The organism is Pseudomonas inefficax, from assembly GCF_032164165.1.
Lineage (GTDB): Bacteria > Pseudomonadota > Gammaproteobacteria > Pseudomonadales > Pseudomonadaceae > Aquipseudomonas > Aquipseudomonas inefficax.
Window position 1 is genome coordinate 3,377,508 of sequence record NZ_CP134401.1, and the last position, 18,566, is coordinate 3,396,073.

Consider the following 18,566-nt stretch of genomic DNA (forward strand, 5'->3'; position numbering starts at 1 on the left):
GCTTTTTTTGCGTCCGCAGTTTCGTGTAATGGCGGCTGTGCGTGGGAGACCTTCGGGTCTGCCGGGTTCCTTTTCCTCGGTTCGCCAACCTGCGTACAGCTGCCACCCTAACCGTTTGGCGACGGTCAGCGTGGTGCTTCAACCGAAAAGGACCGCATGCATGTCTACCTTAAGTCCGTTAAAGATACTCACATACGTTCTCCACCATCACTCCTGCACCACGCTCAGTTACCTCACCTCCAGCCACTCCCGTTCCGCCTTCGCCCAATCGGAGGCACACCATGACTAACCAAGAACGCCTATCCACAATCCAAAGCTACGCCTGGACCCTCGAACTGCTAGGCGAAGCCCTGGTCCAGCACGACGAAATGCTGGAGTGCGAACACAACCCACACCTGAGCTTTCGCAACACGGCCGGTATCCATCAGGCGATCCGGATCATCAGCCGTTTGGCCAGTGAGCAGTGTGGGAAGGTGATGGAGCGAAACGGGCAGGGGCCTGAGAGTTAGGCAAGATCATTGTTGGATGGCGGGCCAGATATTGGCGACTGGCCCTCTGGCGAAGGCCGCCTGGGGTTTATTTCTACCAGGTAGAGTATGGGGCTGCTTTGCAGCCCATCGCAGGCAAGCCAGCTCCTACAGGGACCGCGCTAATCGCGGGATATGTGCTTTACCTGTGGCAGTGGGGCAGGTGCGGGGAAACGGCAAAACGACTGGCCCTCTACCGAAGGCCGCCTGGGGTTTATTCCTGCCAGGTGTGGGTAAGGGGGCTGCTGTGCAGCCCATCGCAGGCAAGCCAGCTCCTACAGGGGGCGCGAAATCCTGGGGTATCTGCTTTGGCTGCGGCAGTGGGAAGGCGCTGGGGCAAATGGCACGCTCTCCTGAAACCCGATTTGTGGCGGGTTCTTTCCTTGTCCACCACAGCCGGCCAGCACTAAACGTCGTGATAGTCAGAGCCAGCAATCGCTCTCAGAAAGCCTCGATCGGCCAGCCGCCGCAGGTCCCGCCACTCGCGCCAGTCCACCAATCCAAGGCGGTCCATCTCGTCGGCCAGGCGCAACAATTCCTCGTGGTGGGTGCTAGGGCAGTTTCGTCTTTGCTCGACGTCGTCGTACAGCAGAAACCAGCGATTGATCGCTTCGAGCCGGCGCTGTCCCTGGGCTATCTCCTTGCTGAACGCGTTCATGCCGAAAACTGCGCATGCACATCAGCGAGCGATGACACTTTGCAGTACAAGTCTTCCTGGTCACTGCGCAACTCGCAGGTACCGGGCTGGCCGAGGATGCAGGGGATCAAGTACAGGTAGTTGACCATTGCGAATGCCCTCTTGGCGGAACTGGGACAAGCGACTCAGTTAGGTTGATCCCGATCGAGCCGCATCCGTTCAGCCGGATAGATGGCTGGCTGCGAATCAAACGGTGTTTCCCCCACAGACGAGCGAGCGATTGTTTTTGGACAAGGCTTTGAGGGCCGCTGATAAACGCGATTTGTATACCTCGCCACCATGATCGTTCTCGCAAGAAGCAGGGGCCACTTCCATTAGGGCATTTCGTCAGCTCTTTCAGAATTCGTTGCAAGATGCGCCGCTTGGGCTCTGTCACTGATGAACACAGACCTTCCTGTGTAACTACCGACATGAGGTGTCAATCATGGCTAGCAATCAGGACAACCGCGGTAACCAAGGTGGCAACGCCAATACCAATCCAGGCAACTTTGCCAACGATCGCGAAAAGGCATCGGAGGCCGGGCAGAAAGGCGGCCAGATGTCAGGGGGTAACTTCAAGAACGATCCAGAGCGCGCCTCGGAAGCAGGCCACAAGGGTGGCCAGGCGTCGGGTGGCAATTTCAAGAACGACCCTGAGCGTGCGTCCGAAGCTGGCCGCAAGGGCGGTCAGCAGTCCGGGGGCAACTTCGCCAATGACCGGGAAAAGGCTTCGGAGGCCGGACGGGTCGGTGGCCAGCATAGCCACGGCGGTGGTCGCAAGAGTGACGACAACCGCTAGTCATCCGTGAAAAACGCAGGGGCAGCCGCGCTGCCCCTGCATGCCTGAGGACCTGCTTATGTTCATGCACAACAAGCGATTGCAATACACCGTACGCGTGGCACAACCTGATCCCGGCCTGGCCAACCTGTTGCTGGAGCAGTTCGGTGGCCCGCAGGGCGAGCTGGCTGCGGCCATGCGCTATTTCACCCAAGCGGTCAGTGAGGACGACCCAGGCCGCAAGGACATGCTCTACGACATCGCGACCGAGGAACTCAGCCACCTGGAGATCATCGGTTCGATCGTGGTGATGCTCAACAAAGGGGCCAAGGGCAACCTTGCTGAAGGCGTGGAGGCCGAGGGCGAGCTCTACCGCTCGCTGACCGGTGCCGGCAACGACTCACATGTCACCAGCCTGCTGTATGGGGCCGGGGCGCCGCTGGTCAATTCCGCCGGCGTACCTTGGAACGCTGCCTACATCGATACCATTGGCGAACCCACTGCCGACCTGCGTTCGAACATTGCCGCCGAGGCGCGGGCCAAGATCGTCTATGAACGGCTGATCAACGTCACCGACGACCCAGGCATCAAGGACGCGCTGGGCTTTCTGATGAGCCGCGAAATCGCCCACCAGATGTCGTTCGAAAAGGCATTGCACGCCATCCAGCCAAACTTCCCGCAAGGCAAGTTGCCAGGTGATCCAGAGCTCAACCGCACCTATTTCAACCTGTCCCAGGGCGGTGAAATGCGTGGGGCGTGGAACCAGGGGCAGGACTGGATCTATGTCGACGAGCCGCACCCGGCGGTAGACGGCGGCGATGGCTCTGCCAGCGTCCAGCTGGACGAGCAGAGTGCGTCGGCGGTCGAGGCAATGAAGCTTCGCACCCAGTCGAACCCGGAGGCGCAACCTCTGACTGGAGCGGAGCTGGGCAAGGTCAACAGCGGACAGCAATGAGAAATGCCCGCGCCGGAGTTGATCCGGCGCGGGGCGTCACACTTAGCGCTTGGCTGTGGCGTCAGGGTCGGCCGAGCGGGCGAGGAACGCCCGGGTTACCTCCGGCAGGTGCTCCTTCAGCCATTCGGCCATGGCGACTTCTTCCTTCAGAATCGAACGACATGCTTGGGCAGTGGCGCTGTCCCCGGCGGCCTCAGCTGCCTCGATCAGCACCGTGTAAGACGCGATTTCCATGTTCTCGAACACGTACCCTGCCATGGCGCCTTTGACCACTTCATCGCTCATGGCCATCCCGCCCACTGCCTGCCCGAACGCCATGAGTTTGCCGGCCAGGTCCTTCAAGGTCGATGTGCTGCCGCCCAAGCGCTCGATGCACTCAACCAGCACGCGCTGTTGGCCTTGGGTCTCTTCAATATGCCTGACGATGCGGCCCTTGAGTTCCGGGTAGTGCTCCAGGCGCTCGGCCTGGCCTTTGAGCATGCTTTCCGCTTGCTGCTCCATCGCATGGGCATCACGCAGCCAGTCGAGCAGGTTTTCCCTTGGAGTTGCCATGATCAGTCCTCGTTTCCAGTGATGGGTATCTGTTCAGAGAACCCTACCGCTGCCACGGTCGGCTGGACCGACGAACGGGGCAAGCGAAGGCGAGGCCGAGGACATCCGCGAAGAAGTACGGATCTGGTCGGCGGGGTGCTGCACCAGGGGATGGCTCGCATCAACCTTCGAGTGGCCTTTTCGCCTCAGCGGGCAATACTTCTGTATTGCAGGCGTGTTCCTGGTGGCGCGCGCCGCTGGGAGGTGTCACGTGAACAAACTAGCAATCGTGGGTGCCGGCATGGTCGGCGAGGCGGCGGCGCAGATCATCGCCCGGGAAGAGTTGTGCCGTGAGTTGGTGTTGATGGATGTGCAGGGCGAGTTGGCCCAGGGCAAGGCGCTGGATGTGTGGCAGGCGGCAGTCGAGTCGGGGTCCGATACCCGCGTTCACGGCGGGGCCAAGGCTGAAATGCTGGACGGGGCTGAGCTGGTGGTGATCACCGCAGGCGTGCCGCGCAAGCCAGGGCAGTCGCGTCAGGACGTGCTCAGCATCAACCTGCCGATTATCGATAGCATCATGGCGGATATCAAACAGCATGCGCCAACGGCGACGGTGCTGGTGGTGTCGAACCCGGTCGATGTGCTGACCTACCGCGCCTGGAGCCTCAGCGGGCAGGGGCGCAGCAAGGTGTTCGGCCAGGCGGGGGTGCTGGATACCGCGCGCATGAAGTGTTTCATCGCCGAGCAGACCGGGTTTTCTGCCCGGGCTATCACGGCGCTGGTCCTGGGCGGGCATGGCGACAGCATGGTGCCGCTGATGCGCTATTGCCAGATCGGCTCGGTGCCGCTGTCGCACTTCCTCTCCAGCGAGCAGATCGAGCAGATCGTGGAGCGCACGCGCAAGGGTGGTGGCGAGATTTTGGGGCTGAAGAAGCTGGGCAGTGCCTGCGATGCGCCGGGCGTGGCGATTGCGCAGATGGTGGATGCGATCGCCAACGGGCGAAACCGCATCTTGCCGGCGGTGGCGATTCTGGAGGGCGAGTACGGGCGCACGGATATTGCCATGGGTGTGCCCTGCGTACTGGCAGAAGAGGGGCTGGCGCGGGTGATCGAGTTGCCGCTGGATGCGCAGGAGCAGGCGATGTTCGATCAATCGGCAGACCAGGTGGCGCGGGATATTGTTGAAATGAAGGCGCTGTGACGCTGTGGGAGCAACTGTCTGGCTCAATTTCTAGAAGCTGGCGCGATCCCTGTAGGAGCGGCCTTGTGTCGCGATGGGCTGCGCAGCAGCCCCCGGCAATGTGTGCATCTGTGCGCAAACCCTGGGGCTGCTGCGCAGCCCATCGCGACACAAGGCCGCTCCTACAAGGGCCAGGCTTATGCAAGACAGTTGCCCTGCCAATTCAGCCCCTAGCGCTGATAGGCCCTGCCAAAATGCCGCTCCAGCCGCGCCTGCACCAGCTCCAGCAAGATCGACAGCACCCAGTAGATCACCGCCGCCGTGGTCAGCATCTCCAGGTACCGGTAGCTCGACCGCCCGTATGACTGCGCCAGGAACATCACCTCCCACACCCCCATCACCGATATAAGCGATGAATCCTTCAGCATCGAGATGAACTGGTTGGCGGTAGGCGGAATGATCACCCGCATGGCCTGGGGCAGGACGATATGCCAGAAAATCTGCGGCGTTCGCATGCCCAGCGCCAGTGCCGCTTCACGTTGCCCGCGCGCGACGCCGAGAATGCCGGCCCGGAAGATTTCGCTCAGGTAGGCCCCGTAGTTCAGCGACAGGGCGATGATGCCGGCGCTGATGGCGCCCGGTACCAGGCCCAGCTGCGGCAGCCCCAGGTAGATCAGCAGAATCTGGATCAACAGCGGCGTGCCACGGAAGAACGAGGTGTAGAAGCTGGCGACACCCACCAGCACCGCGCTGTTCGACAACCGCGCCAGCGCGGCGGCAAAGCCGAACAGCACCGACACCAGCATCGAGCACAGGCACAGGAACAGGGTCAGCGCCGCGCCTTGCAGAAAGCCGTTGGGCCCCAGCTTGAAACCGGCGAGGTTGGGGAATTTCTCCAGAATGATCGAGAACTTCAGGTCGAAGCTGAGGAAAAACGCGACAAACAGCCCGAACAGCGCCAGCCAGGTCAGCAGCAACCGGGTGCGAAAGCCGAACAGGCTGTTGCCCGTGGGCTTGACCACGGGCTTGGGGGACGATGGGAAGGTGCTCATTTGCTGATATCGGCGCCAATCCATTTCTGCGACAGCTTGGCCAGGGTGCCATCAGCCTTCAGTTCGGCAAATACCTGGCGCACCTTGGCATCCCACTCGGGGTCGCCTTTTTCGATGGCCACCGAGTTCGGCTCTTCATACAACGGGGCGCCGGCCAGCTTGAAGCGCTTGTCCTGGTCCAGGCGCGGCTGCGCGGTCACCAGGTTGGTGAGGATGGCATCCAGGCGTACGCCAGCGCCCAGGCCCAGGTCCTGGAAGGCGACGTTGTCGGTGTCGTACGGCGCGATCTGCACGAAGTCAAAGGGGTAGTCGATCTTCTTGTCCTCGTTGCCTTCGATCACCAGGTTCTTGTTCAGGTAGCTCTCGTAGCTCGAGGCACTGGTCAAACCCACCTTGCGGCCTTCCAGGTCCTTGGCGCCATGGATGCGCTCATCCTTGGCGTTGACCACGATCACCGCAGGCGATGCGTAGTACTCCACCGGGAAGTCGAACACTTCGGCGCGGGCCTTGCTCGGGGTCATCGAGCAGATGCAGATGTCATAGCGGCCGCTCCAGCGGCCAGCGGCGATCACGTCCCACGAGGGGGTTTCCAGCCGCAGCTTGACGCCCAGCTTGTCCGCCACGGCCTTGGCCACATCCACGTCGAAACCGTCCAGCTGGTTCTGGTCGTTGAGAAAGGAAAACGGCGGGTAGCTTTCCATCAGCACGTTGACCAGTTCCTTGCGCGATTCAACCCGCTCCAGCGTGGTGCCAGCAAAGGCTTGGGAAGCAGTTGCGAGCAGCACGAGGCCCGCACCGAGCACAGTAGAGAATCGCATGTACATACCTGAAATGTTGGCCAATTGGGAGAAAGTGTATTTAATAGTTATAAACGCAACTCACATAATGAATTTTGTTCATAAGAACCTGCAGAGTAGTTATATGAAACAGCGAGCGATGGTGATTCTCGACGGTGGCATGGGCCGTGAGCTGCAGCGCAGTGGGGCGCCGTTTCGCCAGCCTGAATGGTCGGCGCTGGCGCTGAGCGAGGCGCCCGAAGCGGTAGTTGGTGTGCACGCAGCGTTCATCGGTGCCGGTGCCCAGGTCATTACCAGCAACAGTTACGCGGTGGTGCCTTTTCACATTGGTGAGGAGCGTTTTGCCAAGGAAGGGCGCCAGCTCGCCAATATCGCAGGCCAGCTGGCGCGGCACGCCGCCGATGCCGGGGCGCACCCGGTCAAGGTAGCGGGCTCGCTGCCGCCGCTGTTCGGTTCCTACCGCCCGGACCTGTTCCAGCCCGAGCGCGTCGGGGAGGTGTTGACCCCGCTGCTGCAAGGCCTGGCCCCGCACGTCGACCTGTGGCTGGCAGAAACCCAGAGCTCGATTGCCGAAGTGCGGGCCATCCACGCCCACCTGCCGCAAGACGGCAAGCCGTTCTGGGTGTCGTTCACCTTGCAGGACGAGGACGTGGACGAAACGCCGCGCCTGCGCTCCGGCGAGCCAGTGGCCGATGCCATCGAAGCGGTGGTCGGCCTGGGTGTGGCGGCCGTGCTGTTCAACTGCAGCCAGCCCGAGGTAATCGGCGCTGCGGTCGATGTGGCGCGCTCGGTGATCGAGCGCCACAACGCTGACGTCGCCATTGGCGCCTATGCCAACGCCTTTCCGCCGCAGCCCAAGGAAGCCACCGCCAACGATGGCCTGGATGAGCTGCGCGAAGACCTGGACCCGCCGGGTTACCTGGCATGGGCCGCTGACTGGCGCAAGCGCGGTGCCAGCATGGTCGGTGGCTGCTGTGGCATCGGCCCGGAGCACATTGCCGAGCTGAAACGCAACCTGGGGTGAAGCCGGCAGGGTGCCGGGCGGCTTGTGCGACCGCTTGGCATCCAGCCATTAAAAAAAACGTTACTCAGACCCGGATTCCATCGTTTTTCAGTCCCCCGCCATGCCCCTATAGTCCGCTGAAAGCCGATGCCGAATCGGTGTACACAACTCAGCGGTGCGGGAACCGGATATGAACAACAACGAAAAAATCGTGGGCAATGCAGCGGTCGGTATCGGCACGCGAGTAGTGTGGAGCGGGGAACAGGTCCAGCACCCGTACAACGCTACCCAGACCCCGATCGTGGTCAGTGCCGCCTACGGCTACAACGACATCGATGCCTGGTACGACGTGGCGCAGGGCAAATTGCCGGGCTACATCTACAGCCGCATGAGCAACCCGACAGTCGCCACGCTGGAAGCGAAGCTGTGCGAGCTGGAACAGTCCGAATCGGCGGTGGCATTCAGCAGCGGCATGGCTGCCATCAGTGCCGTGCTGCATACCTTTCTCTCAAGCGGCAAGCGCGTTGTATCGACCCGCGACAGTTACGGCGGCACCAACAAGATTTTCGAAGAGTTCCTGCCGCGCATGGGCGTGCAAGTCTGCCTGTGTGACACCCTCGACACCGAGGCGCTGGAGCGCGAGATCGCCGCAGGTTGCGACCTGCTGTATCTGGAAACCCCTACCAACCCCACCCTGAAGGTACTGGACATCCAGCGCCTGAGCGCTGCTGCCCGGCAGGCCGGCGCTGTGGTAGTGGCCGACAACACCTTCGCCACGCCGCTGAACCAGAACCCGTTGGCCCTGGGCGTGGACGTGGTAGTGCACAGCGCGACCAAGTTCCTGTCCGGGCACGGTGACGTGCTGGGTGGCGTGGTGTGCGGTGCAGAGTCGTTGATGGCGCAGGTACGCCACTACCGTGAAATCAATGGTGCGGCGCTGGACCCGTTTTCCGCCTACCTGATCATCCGCGGTATCAAGACCCTGGCCCTGCGCCTGCGTCAGCAACAGGCCAGCGCGAAGGCCCTGGCGAATTACCTGACGACCGAACCGCTGGTTGAAGCGGTCAACTACCCCGGTTTGCCCCAGCACCCGGGCCATGCAATTGCCAAGGCGCAGATGCGCGGCTTCGGAGCCATCGTCAGCTTCGTGCTCAAAGGTGGCATGCCCACCGTGGCGCGGTTGCTGCCGCGCCTGAAGTACGCCCATCGGGCGGGCAACCTGGGGGCAGTCGAGACCATCTATGGCCCGGCGCGAACCACCAGCCATGTGGAAAACACCCTCGAAGAACGGCTGGCCCTGGGCATTTCCGAAGGGCTGGTGCGCATTTCGGTGGGCATCGAGGACACCGAGGACCTGCTGGCAGACCTGGCACAGGCCTGTGCATCGGTGCGTCAGGAGTTGGCCGCAGCAAAGGAACTGCACGGTGACGAAGGCGCCTGCCTGGCCGAAGCACAGGCCTGAGGCTGGCACGTAGCACCCGCTGCTTGCGGTGGGTGCCACTTCATGAAGTCGAACAAAAACAATATGCAAGGCAATTCGCTTCGCTCTGCCAAGACGAGGTCGTTGCAACGTCCTTGCCCGCCAACTTTCATGAGTAAACCACAATGTCCCTGCAGACAACGACAACGAGAAATGCTTCGGCGCACAGCTTCAAGCAGGATATGCAAACCCGCCATATCGTCATGCTGGCGCTGGGTGGTGTCATTGGTACCGGCCTGTTCCTGACGTCGGGCTACACCGTCAACCAGGCGGGCCCGCTGGGGGCGGTCATCGCCTATGTCCTCGGCGCGATCATGGTCTACCTGGTGATGATGTGCCTGGGCGAACTGGCGGTACACATGCCGGAAGTCGGCTCGTTCAGCAGTTACGCCACACGCTACCTCGGGCCGGGTACAGGCTACATGGTGGCCTGGATGTACTGGCTGACCTGGACCGTGGCCATCGGCTCGGAATTCACCGCCGCCGGTATCCTGATGGTGCGCTGGTTCCCCGATACGCCGGTATGGATATGGAGTGCGCTGTTCGGGTTTGCAGTGTTCATCAGCAATATCATCTCGGTGCGGTCGTTTGCCGAAACCGAATTCTGGTTGTCACTGATCAAGGTGCTGGCGGTGATTGCCTTCCTGGTGGTGGGCGGCGGCGCGATCCTGGGCGTTTTCGAAATTACCCAGGCGCACAGTGTCGGGCTGGGCAACTTCACCCGCGAAGGGCTGTTCCCTACGGGCTTCTGGTCGATCGCCATGACCCTGCTGGCGGTGGCCTTCGCGTTCTCGGGCACCGAGTTGATCGGCATCGCCGCCGGCGAAACCCGCGACCCGGAAAAGAACGTGCCCAAGGCCATCCGTACCACGGTCCTGCGCCTGGCGCTGTTCTTCGTCGGCACCATCTTTGTATTGGCAACCTTGTTGCCGCGTGAACAGGCCGGGCTGGTTGAAAGCCCGTTCGTGATGGTCTTTGCCATGATCGGTATCCCCTATGCCGCAGACATCATGAACTTCGTCATCATCACTGCGCTGCTGTCGGCGGCCAATTCCGGGCTCTATGCTGCGGCGCGCATGCTGTGGACCCTCAGTGACCAAGGCAACATGCCCCGCCGGTATGCGGCACTGTCGCGTCGTGGCACGCCGTTCAACGCCATTGTCCTGAGCATGGCGGGCGGCATGGCTTCGCTGCTCAGCAGCGTGTTTGCCCCTGACACCATCTACCTGGCGCTGGTGTCCATTTCCGGGTTGGCGGTGGTGGTGGTGTGGATCAGCATCGCGGCCAGCCAAATGGCTTTCCGCCGCCATTACCTCGCCAATGGCGGCAACCTCGCAGACCTGAAGTTCCGGGTGCGCGGCTACCCGTTCGTCCCGCTAGCCGCCATCTTCTGCTGCGTGTTGGCCTGCGTCGGTATTGCCTTCGACCCCGCCCAGCGCGTGGCCCTGTACTTCGGCTTGCCCTTCATCGCCTGGTGCTACCTGGCCTATTGGCTGACGTGCAAGTTCCGCAGCCGCCAGGCAGGCCCGCTGGAAGTGGTCGCGCCAGGTTCCGAGGCTGCCAGAGCAGGGTGATACTAGGCCACCGGAACGTTGCCACGAGAAACCGCCGATGACCCAGAAAACCCTGCCCCCCTTGAACTGGCTCAGAGCCTTCGAAGTGTCGGCGCGTTACCTGAACTTCACCCATGCAGCCGAGGAACTGCACCTCACCCAGGGGGCCGTGAGCCAGCAGATTCGCCACCTGGAGAGCCAGTTGGGGGTGGCGCTGTTCAAGCGCCTGCCCCGGGGGCTGGGGTTGACTGAAGAGGGCCAGTCCTACCTGCCGGTGGTGCAGGACGCGATCAGCCGCCTGGCGGTGGGCACCAATGAAATTTTCGGGCAACGCCAGCGTCGGCCCTTGAAAGTACGCGGCAGCCTGTCGTTCCTGCACTTCTGGCTGGCGCCCCGACTGGCCGATTTTCGTCGTTCGCACCCGCAGGTGGACATCCGCTACATCAGCAACCTGTGGGTCAAGGAACTGGATGCCGAGGATGACCTGGAAATCCGTTGGGGCAGCGGCCAGTGGGCGGGCGTGGAGGCGCAGCGCCTGACCCGCGACATGCTGGTGCCGGTCTGCTCGCCTGCGCTGATTGCCGACGCCCCGCTACGCGAGCCGCGCGACCTGGCCCGCGTCCCGTTGCTGCATGTGCTGGGTTACGAGGAGGGGTGGGGTTATTGGCTGGAGCGGGTTGGCGCCGATCAGGTCGACTCCTCCAGCGGCCTGCAGTTCGACACCCTCGTGGCGACCTTGCGCATGGCGGAACTGGGGCTTGGGGTGGCGCTGGCGCGCTCGTCGCTGGTCGAGGACTTGCTGCGGGAGGGGCGGCTGGTAGCGCCTTTTGCCCAGCGCATCGAGGCGAGCGAGTCGTTTTACCTGGTACGTGGCCTGGGCGAGGCGTTGTCCACGGATGCCCAGGCCTTCAGCCACTGGTTGGTGGCAATGGCCCACCGTTAATCAAATAGTTACCTGGAGCACCGATGCAGTACACATCCACGCGCGGCAACGAGATACGGGTCGATTTCCGCACGGCGCTGCTTTCCGGGCTGGCCGACGATGGCGGGCTATACGTGCCTGCCGCGGTGCCGACCTTCAGCCAGCAGGAAATTGCCAGCTGGTCGTGGTTGCCGTTCGACGAACTGGCCTGGCGGGTGATCGCACCGTTTGTTGGCGATACCCTCGATGAGCCGACCCTCAGGGCGCTGGTCAGCGACAGCTACCGAGGGTTCAGGCACCGTGGCATCGCGCCGTTGCAGCAGATCGGCCACAACGAATGGATCCTGCAGCTGTTTCACGGGCCTACCCGGTCCTCCAAGGATTTCGCCGCGCAGTTGCAGGCGCGGCTCATCCGCCATTTCCTGGGGGCCGATTGCGAACGGGTCATGCTGGTCGGTGCCAGCAACGGCGATACGGCGGTGGCCGCAATCGAAGCCTTGCGGCATTGCCCGACGGCACGCTTGCTGGCGCTGTACCCCAGTGCCGGGACACCGGCCGACCGGGCGGCGGTGATGCGCAGTGCCGCTTCCGACAGCGTCAGCTGCGTGGCCGTGGACGGCAGCTTCGATGACTGCCAGTCGCTGGTGTCGGCGCTGCTGCGTGCATGGCCATGCCCCGGGCTGATTCCCGTGAGTTTCAACTCGACCAACTGGGTCGGCGTGCTGGCGCAGATCGTGTTCTATTTTCACGCCGCGCTGCAGCTGGGCGGGGGGATTCGGCCGGTGGGCTTCAGTATCCCCACGGCCAGTTTTGCCGAGATCTACGCAGGGTTCATTGCCCAGAAAATGGGCCTGCCGATCAACCAGATCATCGTCTCCACCAACCGCAACGATGCCTTGCACCGGTTCATCCACTGCAATCGCTACAGCCGTGGCTCAACCAGCCAGACCTTGTCGCCGGTCATGGACTTCTCGCTGTTCTCCAACCTGGAGCGCTTCGTCTGGGAGCTGTATGACCGCGATGGCGGGGCGACCCGGGCGCTGATGGAGCACTTCGAGGAATGTGGCGAGTTGAGCATCGGCAACCGCCAGTGGTTGCATGCGCGCATGCTGTTCGACTCCTATGCCGTGGACGACGCGCTGATCCGCGAAGAAATCGTCACGCTGTTCCACGAAACCGGCAGCGCAGTAGACCCGCATGCCGCCACCGGGGCATTCGCCGGGCGCCTGCACCGGCGCAACATTGGCGCGCCCATCGTCACGCTGGGGCAGTTTGCCCCAGAAAAGTCCGCCGGGCTGCTGGCGGAGCTGGGGGCCTGGCATGGCGAAGTACCGGCCAGTGTCGTGGCTGCTGCAGGCGGCGGGCCGCTGCTGGCACCCGACGACCTGGCGGGGGTTCATGAGCTGCTGGCCCGGTTGCAGGCCGGACGATGAAGCGCATCCTCGATCCCCTGGACGAGCGTATCCTCGCCGAACTCACCGCCAATGCACGCATTGCCCATGCCGAACTGGGGCTCAAGGTGAACCTGTCGCGCAACGCGGTACGCCAGCGCATCGAGCGCCTGGAGCGTGACGGGGCCATCCAGGGCTATACCCTGCGCATCGGTGAGGGACGACGACCGAGTTCATTGATCAACGCGGTCATCTTCGTCTACCGCTATGACCGCATGCGCGGAGAAGCTGTGCTCGATGCATTGCGCCAGATTCCCGAGGTGATCCAGTGTGAAGTGCTCAGCGGTGAATTCGACCTGCTGCTGCGCGTCGAGGCTTCCAGCCCGGAACGGGTGCACCATGTATGGAAGGAGATTGCCGCCATGCCGGGGGTCGAGAACACCGTCACATCGTTCGTCCTGGCCACGGTGATCTGAGACGCCCGCTGCCGTTTGCCAACCCTCGCTACAACAACGCCGCCCGGGCTTGCGCCCTGGCGGCGTTGTGCATTCCGGCGGCGCCCAGGCATGCATCAGGCACTGGTCAGATTGGCCAGTAAATACAGCGGATTGCCATATTCAACTGGCATTGCACGGCTCTTACGCTTGTCCTCATCGACCAATCGCCTGGAAAGGACAGCAAACCATGACCGAATACAAGATCGCACTCGTTGGCTTTGGCGGCGTGAACCGTGCCCTGGCCCAACTGATCGCCGAACGCAATGCGCGCTGGCAGAAAGAGCTGGGCTTCGGCCTGAAGATCGTTGGCGTCACCGACCTGTTCCTGGGTTCGGCAATCGACCGCAATGGCCTGGATGCGGCCACGCTGGCTGCTCTGCCCGCTCAGAAGGGTGCGCTGGCGCAGATCCCTCAAGGTTCGGCAGAGGCGTTCAACGAGTCGGTGATCAAGCAGTCTGGTGCCGACATCATCGCCGAGGCCACCTTCACCAACCCCAAGGACGGTGAACCGGCGGCAACCTTCTGCCGCTGGGCGCTGGAAGCGGGCAAGCATGTGGTCACTACCAACAAGGGGCCGATCGCCTTGCATGCCCAGGCGCTGAAAGCCTTGGCCAAGGCCAATGGCGTGTCGTTCGAATACGAAGGCGCGGTGATGAGCGGTACACCGGTGCTGCGCATGGCGCGCCAGACGTTGGCCGGTGCAGGCCTTGTGGGCTTCGAGGGCATCCTCAACGGCACCTCGAACTATGTGCTGACGCGTATGGAAGAGGGGCTGGGCTTTGCCGATGCGGTGGCCCAGGCGCAAGCACTTGGCTACGCCGAGGCAGACCCGAGCGCCGATGTGGAGGGGTATGACGTGCGCCTGAAGGTGGTCATTCTCGCCAACGAGCTGCTCGGTGCCTGCTTGCAGGTGAACGATGTCAGCTGCAGCGGCATCAGCAACCTCGACAGCGCGGCTATCCAGCAAGCGCAGGCGGCGGGCCAGCGTTGGAAACTGATCGGCAGTGCCAGCCGTGAAACCGATGGCTCGGTGCGTGCCAGCGTCGAAGCGCGCCTGCTACCCGGCAATCACCCCCTGGCGGGTATTTCCGGTGCCACCAATGCGGTTGCGTTCAACACCGAATTGCTGGGCGCTGTGACCGTGTCCGGCCCGGGTGCGGGACGTGTCGAAACGGCATTCGCCCTGCTGTCGGATATCGTCGCCATCCACACCGCTGGCCGCTCGGCCTGAGGAGCAACCGTCATGAGCCTGACTTCCGTGTCCCGGGTAGCCGTCCAGCAACCCACCTTGATCGATGTGTACAGCCCCTTCGACGGTAGCCTGGTCGGCAGCGTCGCCAACCTTGCTGCCGATGCCGTGCCAGGTCTGCTCGTCCGTGCTCGCCAGGGCGTGCGCGAGAGTGCCGCGCTGCCCCGGCACCGCCGCGCCAGCATTCTGGAGCAGGCCGCCCGACTCATCGAACGTGACGCCGCGGATTTTGCCGGCCTGATTGTCGACGAAGCGGGCAAGACCCTGCGTCAGGCCGAGAAGGAGGTGAAACGCTGCATCAACACGCTCAAGCTGTCTGCCGAGGAAGCGCGGCGCAACGCCGGCGAGGTGGTGCCTTTTGATGCCTATGAAGGCTCCGAGTCGCGCCAGGGCTGGTTCACCCGCGAGCCGTTGGGGCTGATCCTGGCCATTACCCCGTACAACGACCCGCTCAACCTGGTGGCGCACAAGCTGGGGCCAGCGATTGCCGGAGGCAATGCGGTCATTCTGAAGCCCTCGGAGCTGGCCCCGCTGTCCGCCTTGAAGCTGGTGCAGTACCTGGTTGATGCAGGGCTGCCGGAGGCTGTCGTCACCGTGGCCACTGGCGGTGCCGAGCTGGGCAAGGCCCTGGTGGCCGTGCGTGAAGTGCGGATGATTTCCTTCACGGGCGGCTTCGCCACGGGCGAACAGATTGCCCGGGGGGCGGGCCTGAAAAAACTTGCCATGGACCTTGGCGGCAACGCCCCGGTACTGGTACTGAAGGACTGCGACCTCGAGGCCACTGTCGAGGCTTGTGTGTCTGGCGCATTCTGGGCGGCCGGGCAGAACTGCATCGGCACCCAGCGCATCCTGGTGGACGCTTCGATCTATGAGGCGTTCCGCCAGCGCTTCGTTGCCTTGACCCAGGCGATGGTGGTGGGTGATCCAGGCCTGCGCGAAACCGACATGGGGCCGATGATCACCGAAGGCGCGGCCCGGCAGATTGAAGAGCGCGTGAACCTGGCCCTTCAGGACGGTGCTCGCCTGCTTTGCGGCCATCGACGCCAGGGGGCGGCCTATGCGCCGACGGTGCTGGAAGGCGTTGACCACGCCAGCCGGCTGTGGCGTGAGGAGGTATTCGCACCGGTGGTGATGCTGGCGCCTTTCGAGGATATCGAGCAGGCGATAGCACTGGCCAACGCCCCGGAGTACAGCTTGCATGCCGGTGTGTTTACCCGCGACCTGTCGCTGGCGTTGAGCCTGGCCCGGCGAATCGAGGCGGGTGGGGTGATGATCAACGACTCGTCCGACTACCGCTTCGATGCCATGCCATTCGGTGGTTCCAAGTATGGGAGCCTCGGGCGTGAGGGGGTACGGTTCGCCTACGAGGACATGACCCAGCCCAAAGTCGTCTGCCTCAACCAGTTGGGTTAAGGGGAGGAGCTTTGATGATCGAACGGTATGGATCAGGCGAGCGGATGTCGCTGGCGGTCAGCTACAGGGGCCTGTTCGAAACGGCAGGCGTGGTCGCGGACGACCTGCGCCAGGATGTGCAGGGGCAGTTGCGCCAGGCGTTGAGTACGATCGATGGGTTGATGGCAGAGGCCAACGTGGGCAAGGAACACTTGACCCGGGTTCAGTTATGGATTGCCGACTACAGCCACTTCGACCTGGTCAATGAGGTGTACGACGCCTGGTTGCAGGGTTGTCCGAAACCACCCCGGGCTTGTGTAGGCGCAGACCTGGGAGAGGGCTACCTGGTCGAGGTGCAGGTGTTTGCCGTGTGCCCTGAGCGCTCCTGACCCCGAGCGACCGATGCCCCGGGTCAGCACACGGCGCGGGGCACCGCCCTTACATAGATCAGTTCGCTTACCAGCTCCACCAGTGTCTGTGTAATCACCGCTGCTGCCGCCAACCCGCGCATGTCTTCCGGTAACGCCAGCGCCAGCGGCAGTACGACCAGCGAGTTGCGCGTGGCGGCGCTGAAGGTGACCGAGCGTGCCTCGGTCACCGGCAAACGCAGCAAGCGCGCGGCAACGAACCCGAGCACTGGCGCCAACAGCATGAAGCCGATGTACACCGGAATCACCGGCAGCAAACGGTCGAAGTCACGCAGCACCACGGCAATCTGCGAGGCGATCACTACCACAAGCACCAGGGCCATGGCCGGTACCGGCATCCACGCCCAGGCGTCGTTCCAGGTCGAGACCGTGCGCGAGCGACGGGCACCGGCGCTGGTGAGCACGGCAAGAACCATCGGCAGCACGATCAGCAGCACGAAGGCTTCCACGAACGGGGTGACGGAGATGGCCACGTTGCTGCTGTCAGCCAGCATCAGGGCCAGATAGAGCGGTAGCAGCGCCAGTTGCACCAACAGCAGCACGGGGGTGGCGGCCAGGGTCAGGCGGGCGTCGCCCTTGCCGATGTGGGTGAACACCACCACGTAGTCGATGCACGGTGTCAGCAGCACCAGCAGCGCGCCGATGAGGATCGCCGGGTGTTCGACCAGCCCGCGGGTGATGGCCCAGACCAGCAGCGGCACGAGGATGAAGTTGGCCAGCAGCAGGGCGGCGATGAAGCGGCGGTTGCCCAGGCCCTGGCGCAGGTCGAGGAAGGGGATCTGCAGGAACATCGCGTACATCAGTACGGCGATGGCGGGGGTGACCAGGGCTTGCAGGTGGCGTGCAGTGTCGCTGGCCAGCAGGCCGAACGTGACGGCGACGAGCACGGCGGCGAAGTAGATCGGGACCTGTTGGGTTTCGAGTTGCGCTCTGGTCAAGGTATGGCCTGTGTTTGCTGGATGAAAAGGCATACAGGGTAATACGCACCATCAGCAGGGTGTCGCGCTTTTTTGTAGATACCGTCTTGACCCTCACCCCGCAAGAGCGATTTGAGGGTCAAACGGTTTGCCGGATTTCACTACGCCATACACCAGGTGCAAAAGCTTACGCATAGCAGCGCAGACTATCTGCTTGTAGGCTTTACGCCGATTGCTCAAACGCTCTGCCAGTGCCTTCACGACCGGGTTGTATCTGATCGAGACAGTGCCTGGCATCCACAAGCCGGCGCGCAATCTTGGGGCTCCTGTACGGGAAATGGTCGATTGGCCAATCTTCTCTCCCGATTGATGGATCATCGGGTTGAGGCCTGCAAACGCAACCATGGCTGACGGGCTTTCGTACTTCAGCGGATCACCCAGTTCTGCAAGGATCAGCGCGGCCGTGGTGTCTCCCAGGCCATCAATCGACGTAATCAGTTCTCGTCGCTGGCGCAGGTCTGGATCGTCATCGATCGTCTGCTCAATAGCCTTACGGGTTTTCGCTATTTCTTCGCTGATGTGCCCAATTACAGCTCTGATCGATTCCTGGACAGCGATCTGCGACACATCCAGACGGTTCTGCTCCATCTGCTGCATCTCTTTCAGGTCGTCCAGACGCCGCACCAAGGCCCGCAAGCGCCGCTGAGCTGGCGGCTCAGGCTTCCACTGACGAAGCAAATCTTTTTTCTGCTGACCGTAAGCAGCAATAACCTTGGCATCAGCCTTATCAGTTTTGACGCGTCGAAGGTCCGCTCCGGCAAACTTGGCAATCACGGCGGGATTCAGAATACACACCCGGTAACCCTTGGCATGAAAGCACTCAGCAAGCGCTTCGTGATAAGTGCCAGTGGCCTCCATGATAACCCAGGCACGTGGTTCGGCATGTTGCTCAAGCCAGGTTGCGAATTGCTCAAAACCACTCGGATTATTGGCCAGCTTGGCTTTGGTACGGACTTTCCCATTGGGAAGTGGAGTTGCAATATCGAAAGATCGCTTGGCTACATCGACGCCAACAACAACAGACATGATCTTCTCCCTCAGACAACGAAGTTTCGATCACCCAGCACTCGGTTCAACCTTGCGAATGCGTGCTCACGCCGGGGGGCGGCACTAGATACCGTTCGAACTGTTCGAGTGGGGTTGGAGGGCCAGAGCGTTATCTACAATACGGGCTCGAT

General features: G+C 62.5%; 19 protein-coding genes and 3 pseudogenes. 15 read left to right on the forward strand and 7 right to left on the reverse strand.

All coding sequences use genetic code 11. The features are described from left to right. Positions 1 to 281: 281 nt before the first annotated feature. A complete protein-coding gene (locus RIN61_RS15180; protein WP_207879775.1) occupies positions 282 to 509 on the forward strand; it encodes a hypothetical protein in 228 nt (75 codons plus the stop codon). Between the two features lie 424 nt (positions 510 to 933). On the opposite strand, the gene RIN61_RS15185 is transcribed toward RIN61_RS15180, so the two are convergent. Both RIN61_RS15185 and RIN61_RS15190 read right to left on the reverse strand, forming a co-directional pair. Continuing rightward, the gene (locus RIN61_RS15185) at positions 934 to 1,185 is read right to left on the reverse strand and encodes a hypothetical protein (protein ID WP_313852649.1); all 252 of its coding nucleotides are present in this window, start codon (positions 1,183 to 1,185) and stop codon (positions 934 to 936) included. Continuing rightward, on the reverse strand, positions 1,182 to 1,313 hold the full coding sequence (locus tag RIN61_RS15190; protein WP_286675422.1) for a hypothetical protein: 132 nt from the start codon (positions 1,311 to 1,313) through the stop codon (positions 1,182 to 1,184). The genes RIN61_RS15185 and RIN61_RS15190 overlap by 4 nt, the downstream gene beginning before the upstream one ends. 335 nt (positions 1,314 to 1,648) lie before the next feature. Here RIN61_RS15190 and RIN61_RS26800 point away from each other — a divergent pair. From RIN61_RS26800 to RIN61_RS15205, 4 genes and pseudogenes are all read left to right on the forward strand, one after another. After that, a pseudogene (locus RIN61_RS26800) lies at positions 1,649 to 1,768 on the forward strand (KGG domain-containing protein); the annotation flags it as partial. Next, positions 1,763 to 1,909 (forward strand): annotated as a pseudogene (locus RIN61_RS26805) (general stress protein); the annotation flags it as partial. The pseudogenes RIN61_RS26800 and RIN61_RS26805, both read left to right, overlap by 6 nt. Next, positions 1,910 to 2,002 (forward strand): annotated as a pseudogene (locus tag RIN61_RS15200) (general stress protein); the annotation flags it as partial. Between the two features lie 58 nt (positions 2,003 to 2,060). Further along, positions 2,061 to 2,936 (forward strand): manganese catalase family protein, encoded by an 876-nt coding sequence (locus RIN61_RS15205; protein WP_112251914.1) that lies wholly within the window; start codon positions 2,061 to 2,063, stop codon positions 2,934 to 2,936. A gap of 42 nt (positions 2,937 to 2,978) precedes the next feature. On the opposite strand, the gene RIN61_RS15210 is transcribed toward RIN61_RS15205, so the two are convergent. Then, complete coding sequence (locus RIN61_RS15210) at positions 2,979 to 3,488, reverse strand: ferritin-like domain-containing protein (RefSeq protein WP_252379347.1); 510 nt, start codon at positions 3,486 to 3,488, stop codon at positions 2,979 to 2,981. A 250-nt stretch (positions 3,489 to 3,738) separates the two neighbouring features. Here RIN61_RS15210 and RIN61_RS15215 point away from each other — a divergent pair, with 250 nt between their 5' ends. Next, positions 3,739 to 4,668 (forward strand): malate dehydrogenase, encoded by a 930-nt coding sequence (locus RIN61_RS15215; protein ID WP_313852656.1) that lies wholly within the window; start codon positions 3,739 to 3,741, stop codon positions 4,666 to 4,668. Between the two features lie 209 nt (positions 4,669 to 4,877). On the opposite strand, the gene RIN61_RS15220 is transcribed toward RIN61_RS15215, so the two are convergent. After that, on the reverse strand, positions 4,878 to 5,699 hold the full coding sequence (locus tag RIN61_RS15220) for an amino acid ABC transporter permease (RefSeq protein WP_112251917.1): 822 nt from the start codon (positions 5,697 to 5,699) through the stop codon (positions 4,878 to 4,880). Beyond that, positions 5,696 to 6,517: an ABC transporter substrate-binding protein gene (locus RIN61_RS15225; RefSeq protein WP_112251918.1), complete on the reverse strand. Its 822-nt coding sequence runs from the start codon at positions 6,515 to 6,517 to the stop codon at positions 5,696 to 5,698. Before RIN61_RS15225 ends, RIN61_RS15220 begins: the two co-directional genes overlap by 4 nt. A gap of 118 nt (positions 6,518 to 6,635) precedes the next feature. Here RIN61_RS15225 and RIN61_RS15230 point away from each other — a divergent pair, with 118 nt between their 5' ends. The 9 genes from RIN61_RS15230 to RIN61_RS15270 all read left to right on the forward strand — a co-directional run bounded on the left by RIN61_RS15230 (position 6,636) and on the right by RIN61_RS15270 (position 16,372). Beyond that, positions 6,636 to 7,520 (forward strand): homocysteine S-methyltransferase family protein, encoded by an 885-nt coding sequence (locus tag RIN61_RS15230; RefSeq protein ID WP_181457332.1) that lies wholly within the window; start codon positions 6,636 to 6,638, stop codon positions 7,518 to 7,520. Between the two features lie 169 nt (positions 7,521 to 7,689). Further along, entirely contained in the window at positions 7,690 to 8,961 is a 1,272-nt protein-coding gene (locus RIN61_RS15235) for a cystathionine gamma-synthase family protein (protein WP_112251920.1), read from the forward strand. Between the two features lie 143 nt (positions 8,962 to 9,104). Beyond that, positions 9,105 to 10,553, forward strand: coding sequence for an amino acid permease (locus RIN61_RS15240; RefSeq protein WP_181457330.1), 1,449 nt, complete (start codon positions 9,105 to 9,107; stop codon positions 10,551 to 10,553). 37 nt (positions 10,554 to 10,590) lie between these two features. Next, on the forward strand, positions 10,591 to 11,475 hold the full coding sequence (locus RIN61_RS15245) for a LysR substrate-binding domain-containing protein (protein ID WP_112251922.1): 885 nt from the start codon (positions 10,591 to 10,593) through the stop codon (positions 11,473 to 11,475). A 23-nt stretch (positions 11,476 to 11,498) separates the two neighbouring features. Then, positions 11,499 to 12,887, forward strand: a complete 1,389-nt coding sequence (locus tag RIN61_RS15250; RefSeq protein ID WP_313852663.1) for a threonine synthase — start codon at positions 11,499 to 11,501, stop codon at positions 12,885 to 12,887. Continuing rightward, positions 12,884 to 13,321 carry an Lrp/AsnC family transcriptional regulator gene (locus tag RIN61_RS15255; RefSeq protein WP_085626668.1) on the forward strand — a complete coding sequence of 146 codons (438 nt, stop codon included), beginning with the start codon at positions 12,884 to 12,886 and terminating at the stop codon, positions 13,319 to 13,321. The genes RIN61_RS15250 and RIN61_RS15255 overlap by 4 nt, the downstream gene beginning before the upstream one ends. Before the next feature lie 208 nt (positions 13,322 to 13,529). After that, on the forward strand, positions 13,530 to 14,573 hold the full coding sequence (locus RIN61_RS15260) for a homoserine dehydrogenase (RefSeq protein WP_207879778.1): 1,044 nt from the start codon (positions 13,530 to 13,532) through the stop codon (positions 14,571 to 14,573). A gap of 12 nt (positions 14,574 to 14,585) precedes the next feature. Beyond that, entirely contained in the window at positions 14,586 to 16,004 is a 1,419-nt protein-coding gene (locus RIN61_RS15265) for an aldehyde dehydrogenase family protein (RefSeq protein WP_313852667.1), read from the forward strand. A 44-nt stretch (positions 16,005 to 16,048) separates the two neighbouring features. After that, a complete protein-coding gene (locus RIN61_RS15270; RefSeq protein WP_112251926.1) occupies positions 16,049 to 16,372 on the forward strand; it encodes a RidA family protein in 324 nt (107 codons plus the stop codon). Positions 16,373 to 16,395: 23 nt separating this feature from the next. Here RIN61_RS15270 and RIN61_RS15275 read toward each other — a convergent pair whose 3' ends face one another. After that, positions 16,396 to 17,349, reverse strand: coding sequence for an arsenic resistance protein (locus tag RIN61_RS15275; RefSeq protein WP_313852669.1), 954 nt, complete (start codon positions 17,347 to 17,349; stop codon positions 16,396 to 16,398). 93 nt (positions 17,350 to 17,442) lie between these two features. Next, positions 17,443 to 18,414 carry an IS110 family RNA-guided transposase gene (locus RIN61_RS15280; RefSeq protein ID WP_207880112.1) on the reverse strand — a complete coding sequence of 324 codons (972 nt, stop codon included), beginning with the start codon at positions 18,412 to 18,414 and terminating at the stop codon, positions 17,443 to 17,445. Positions 18,415 to 18,566 lie beyond the last annotated feature (152 nt).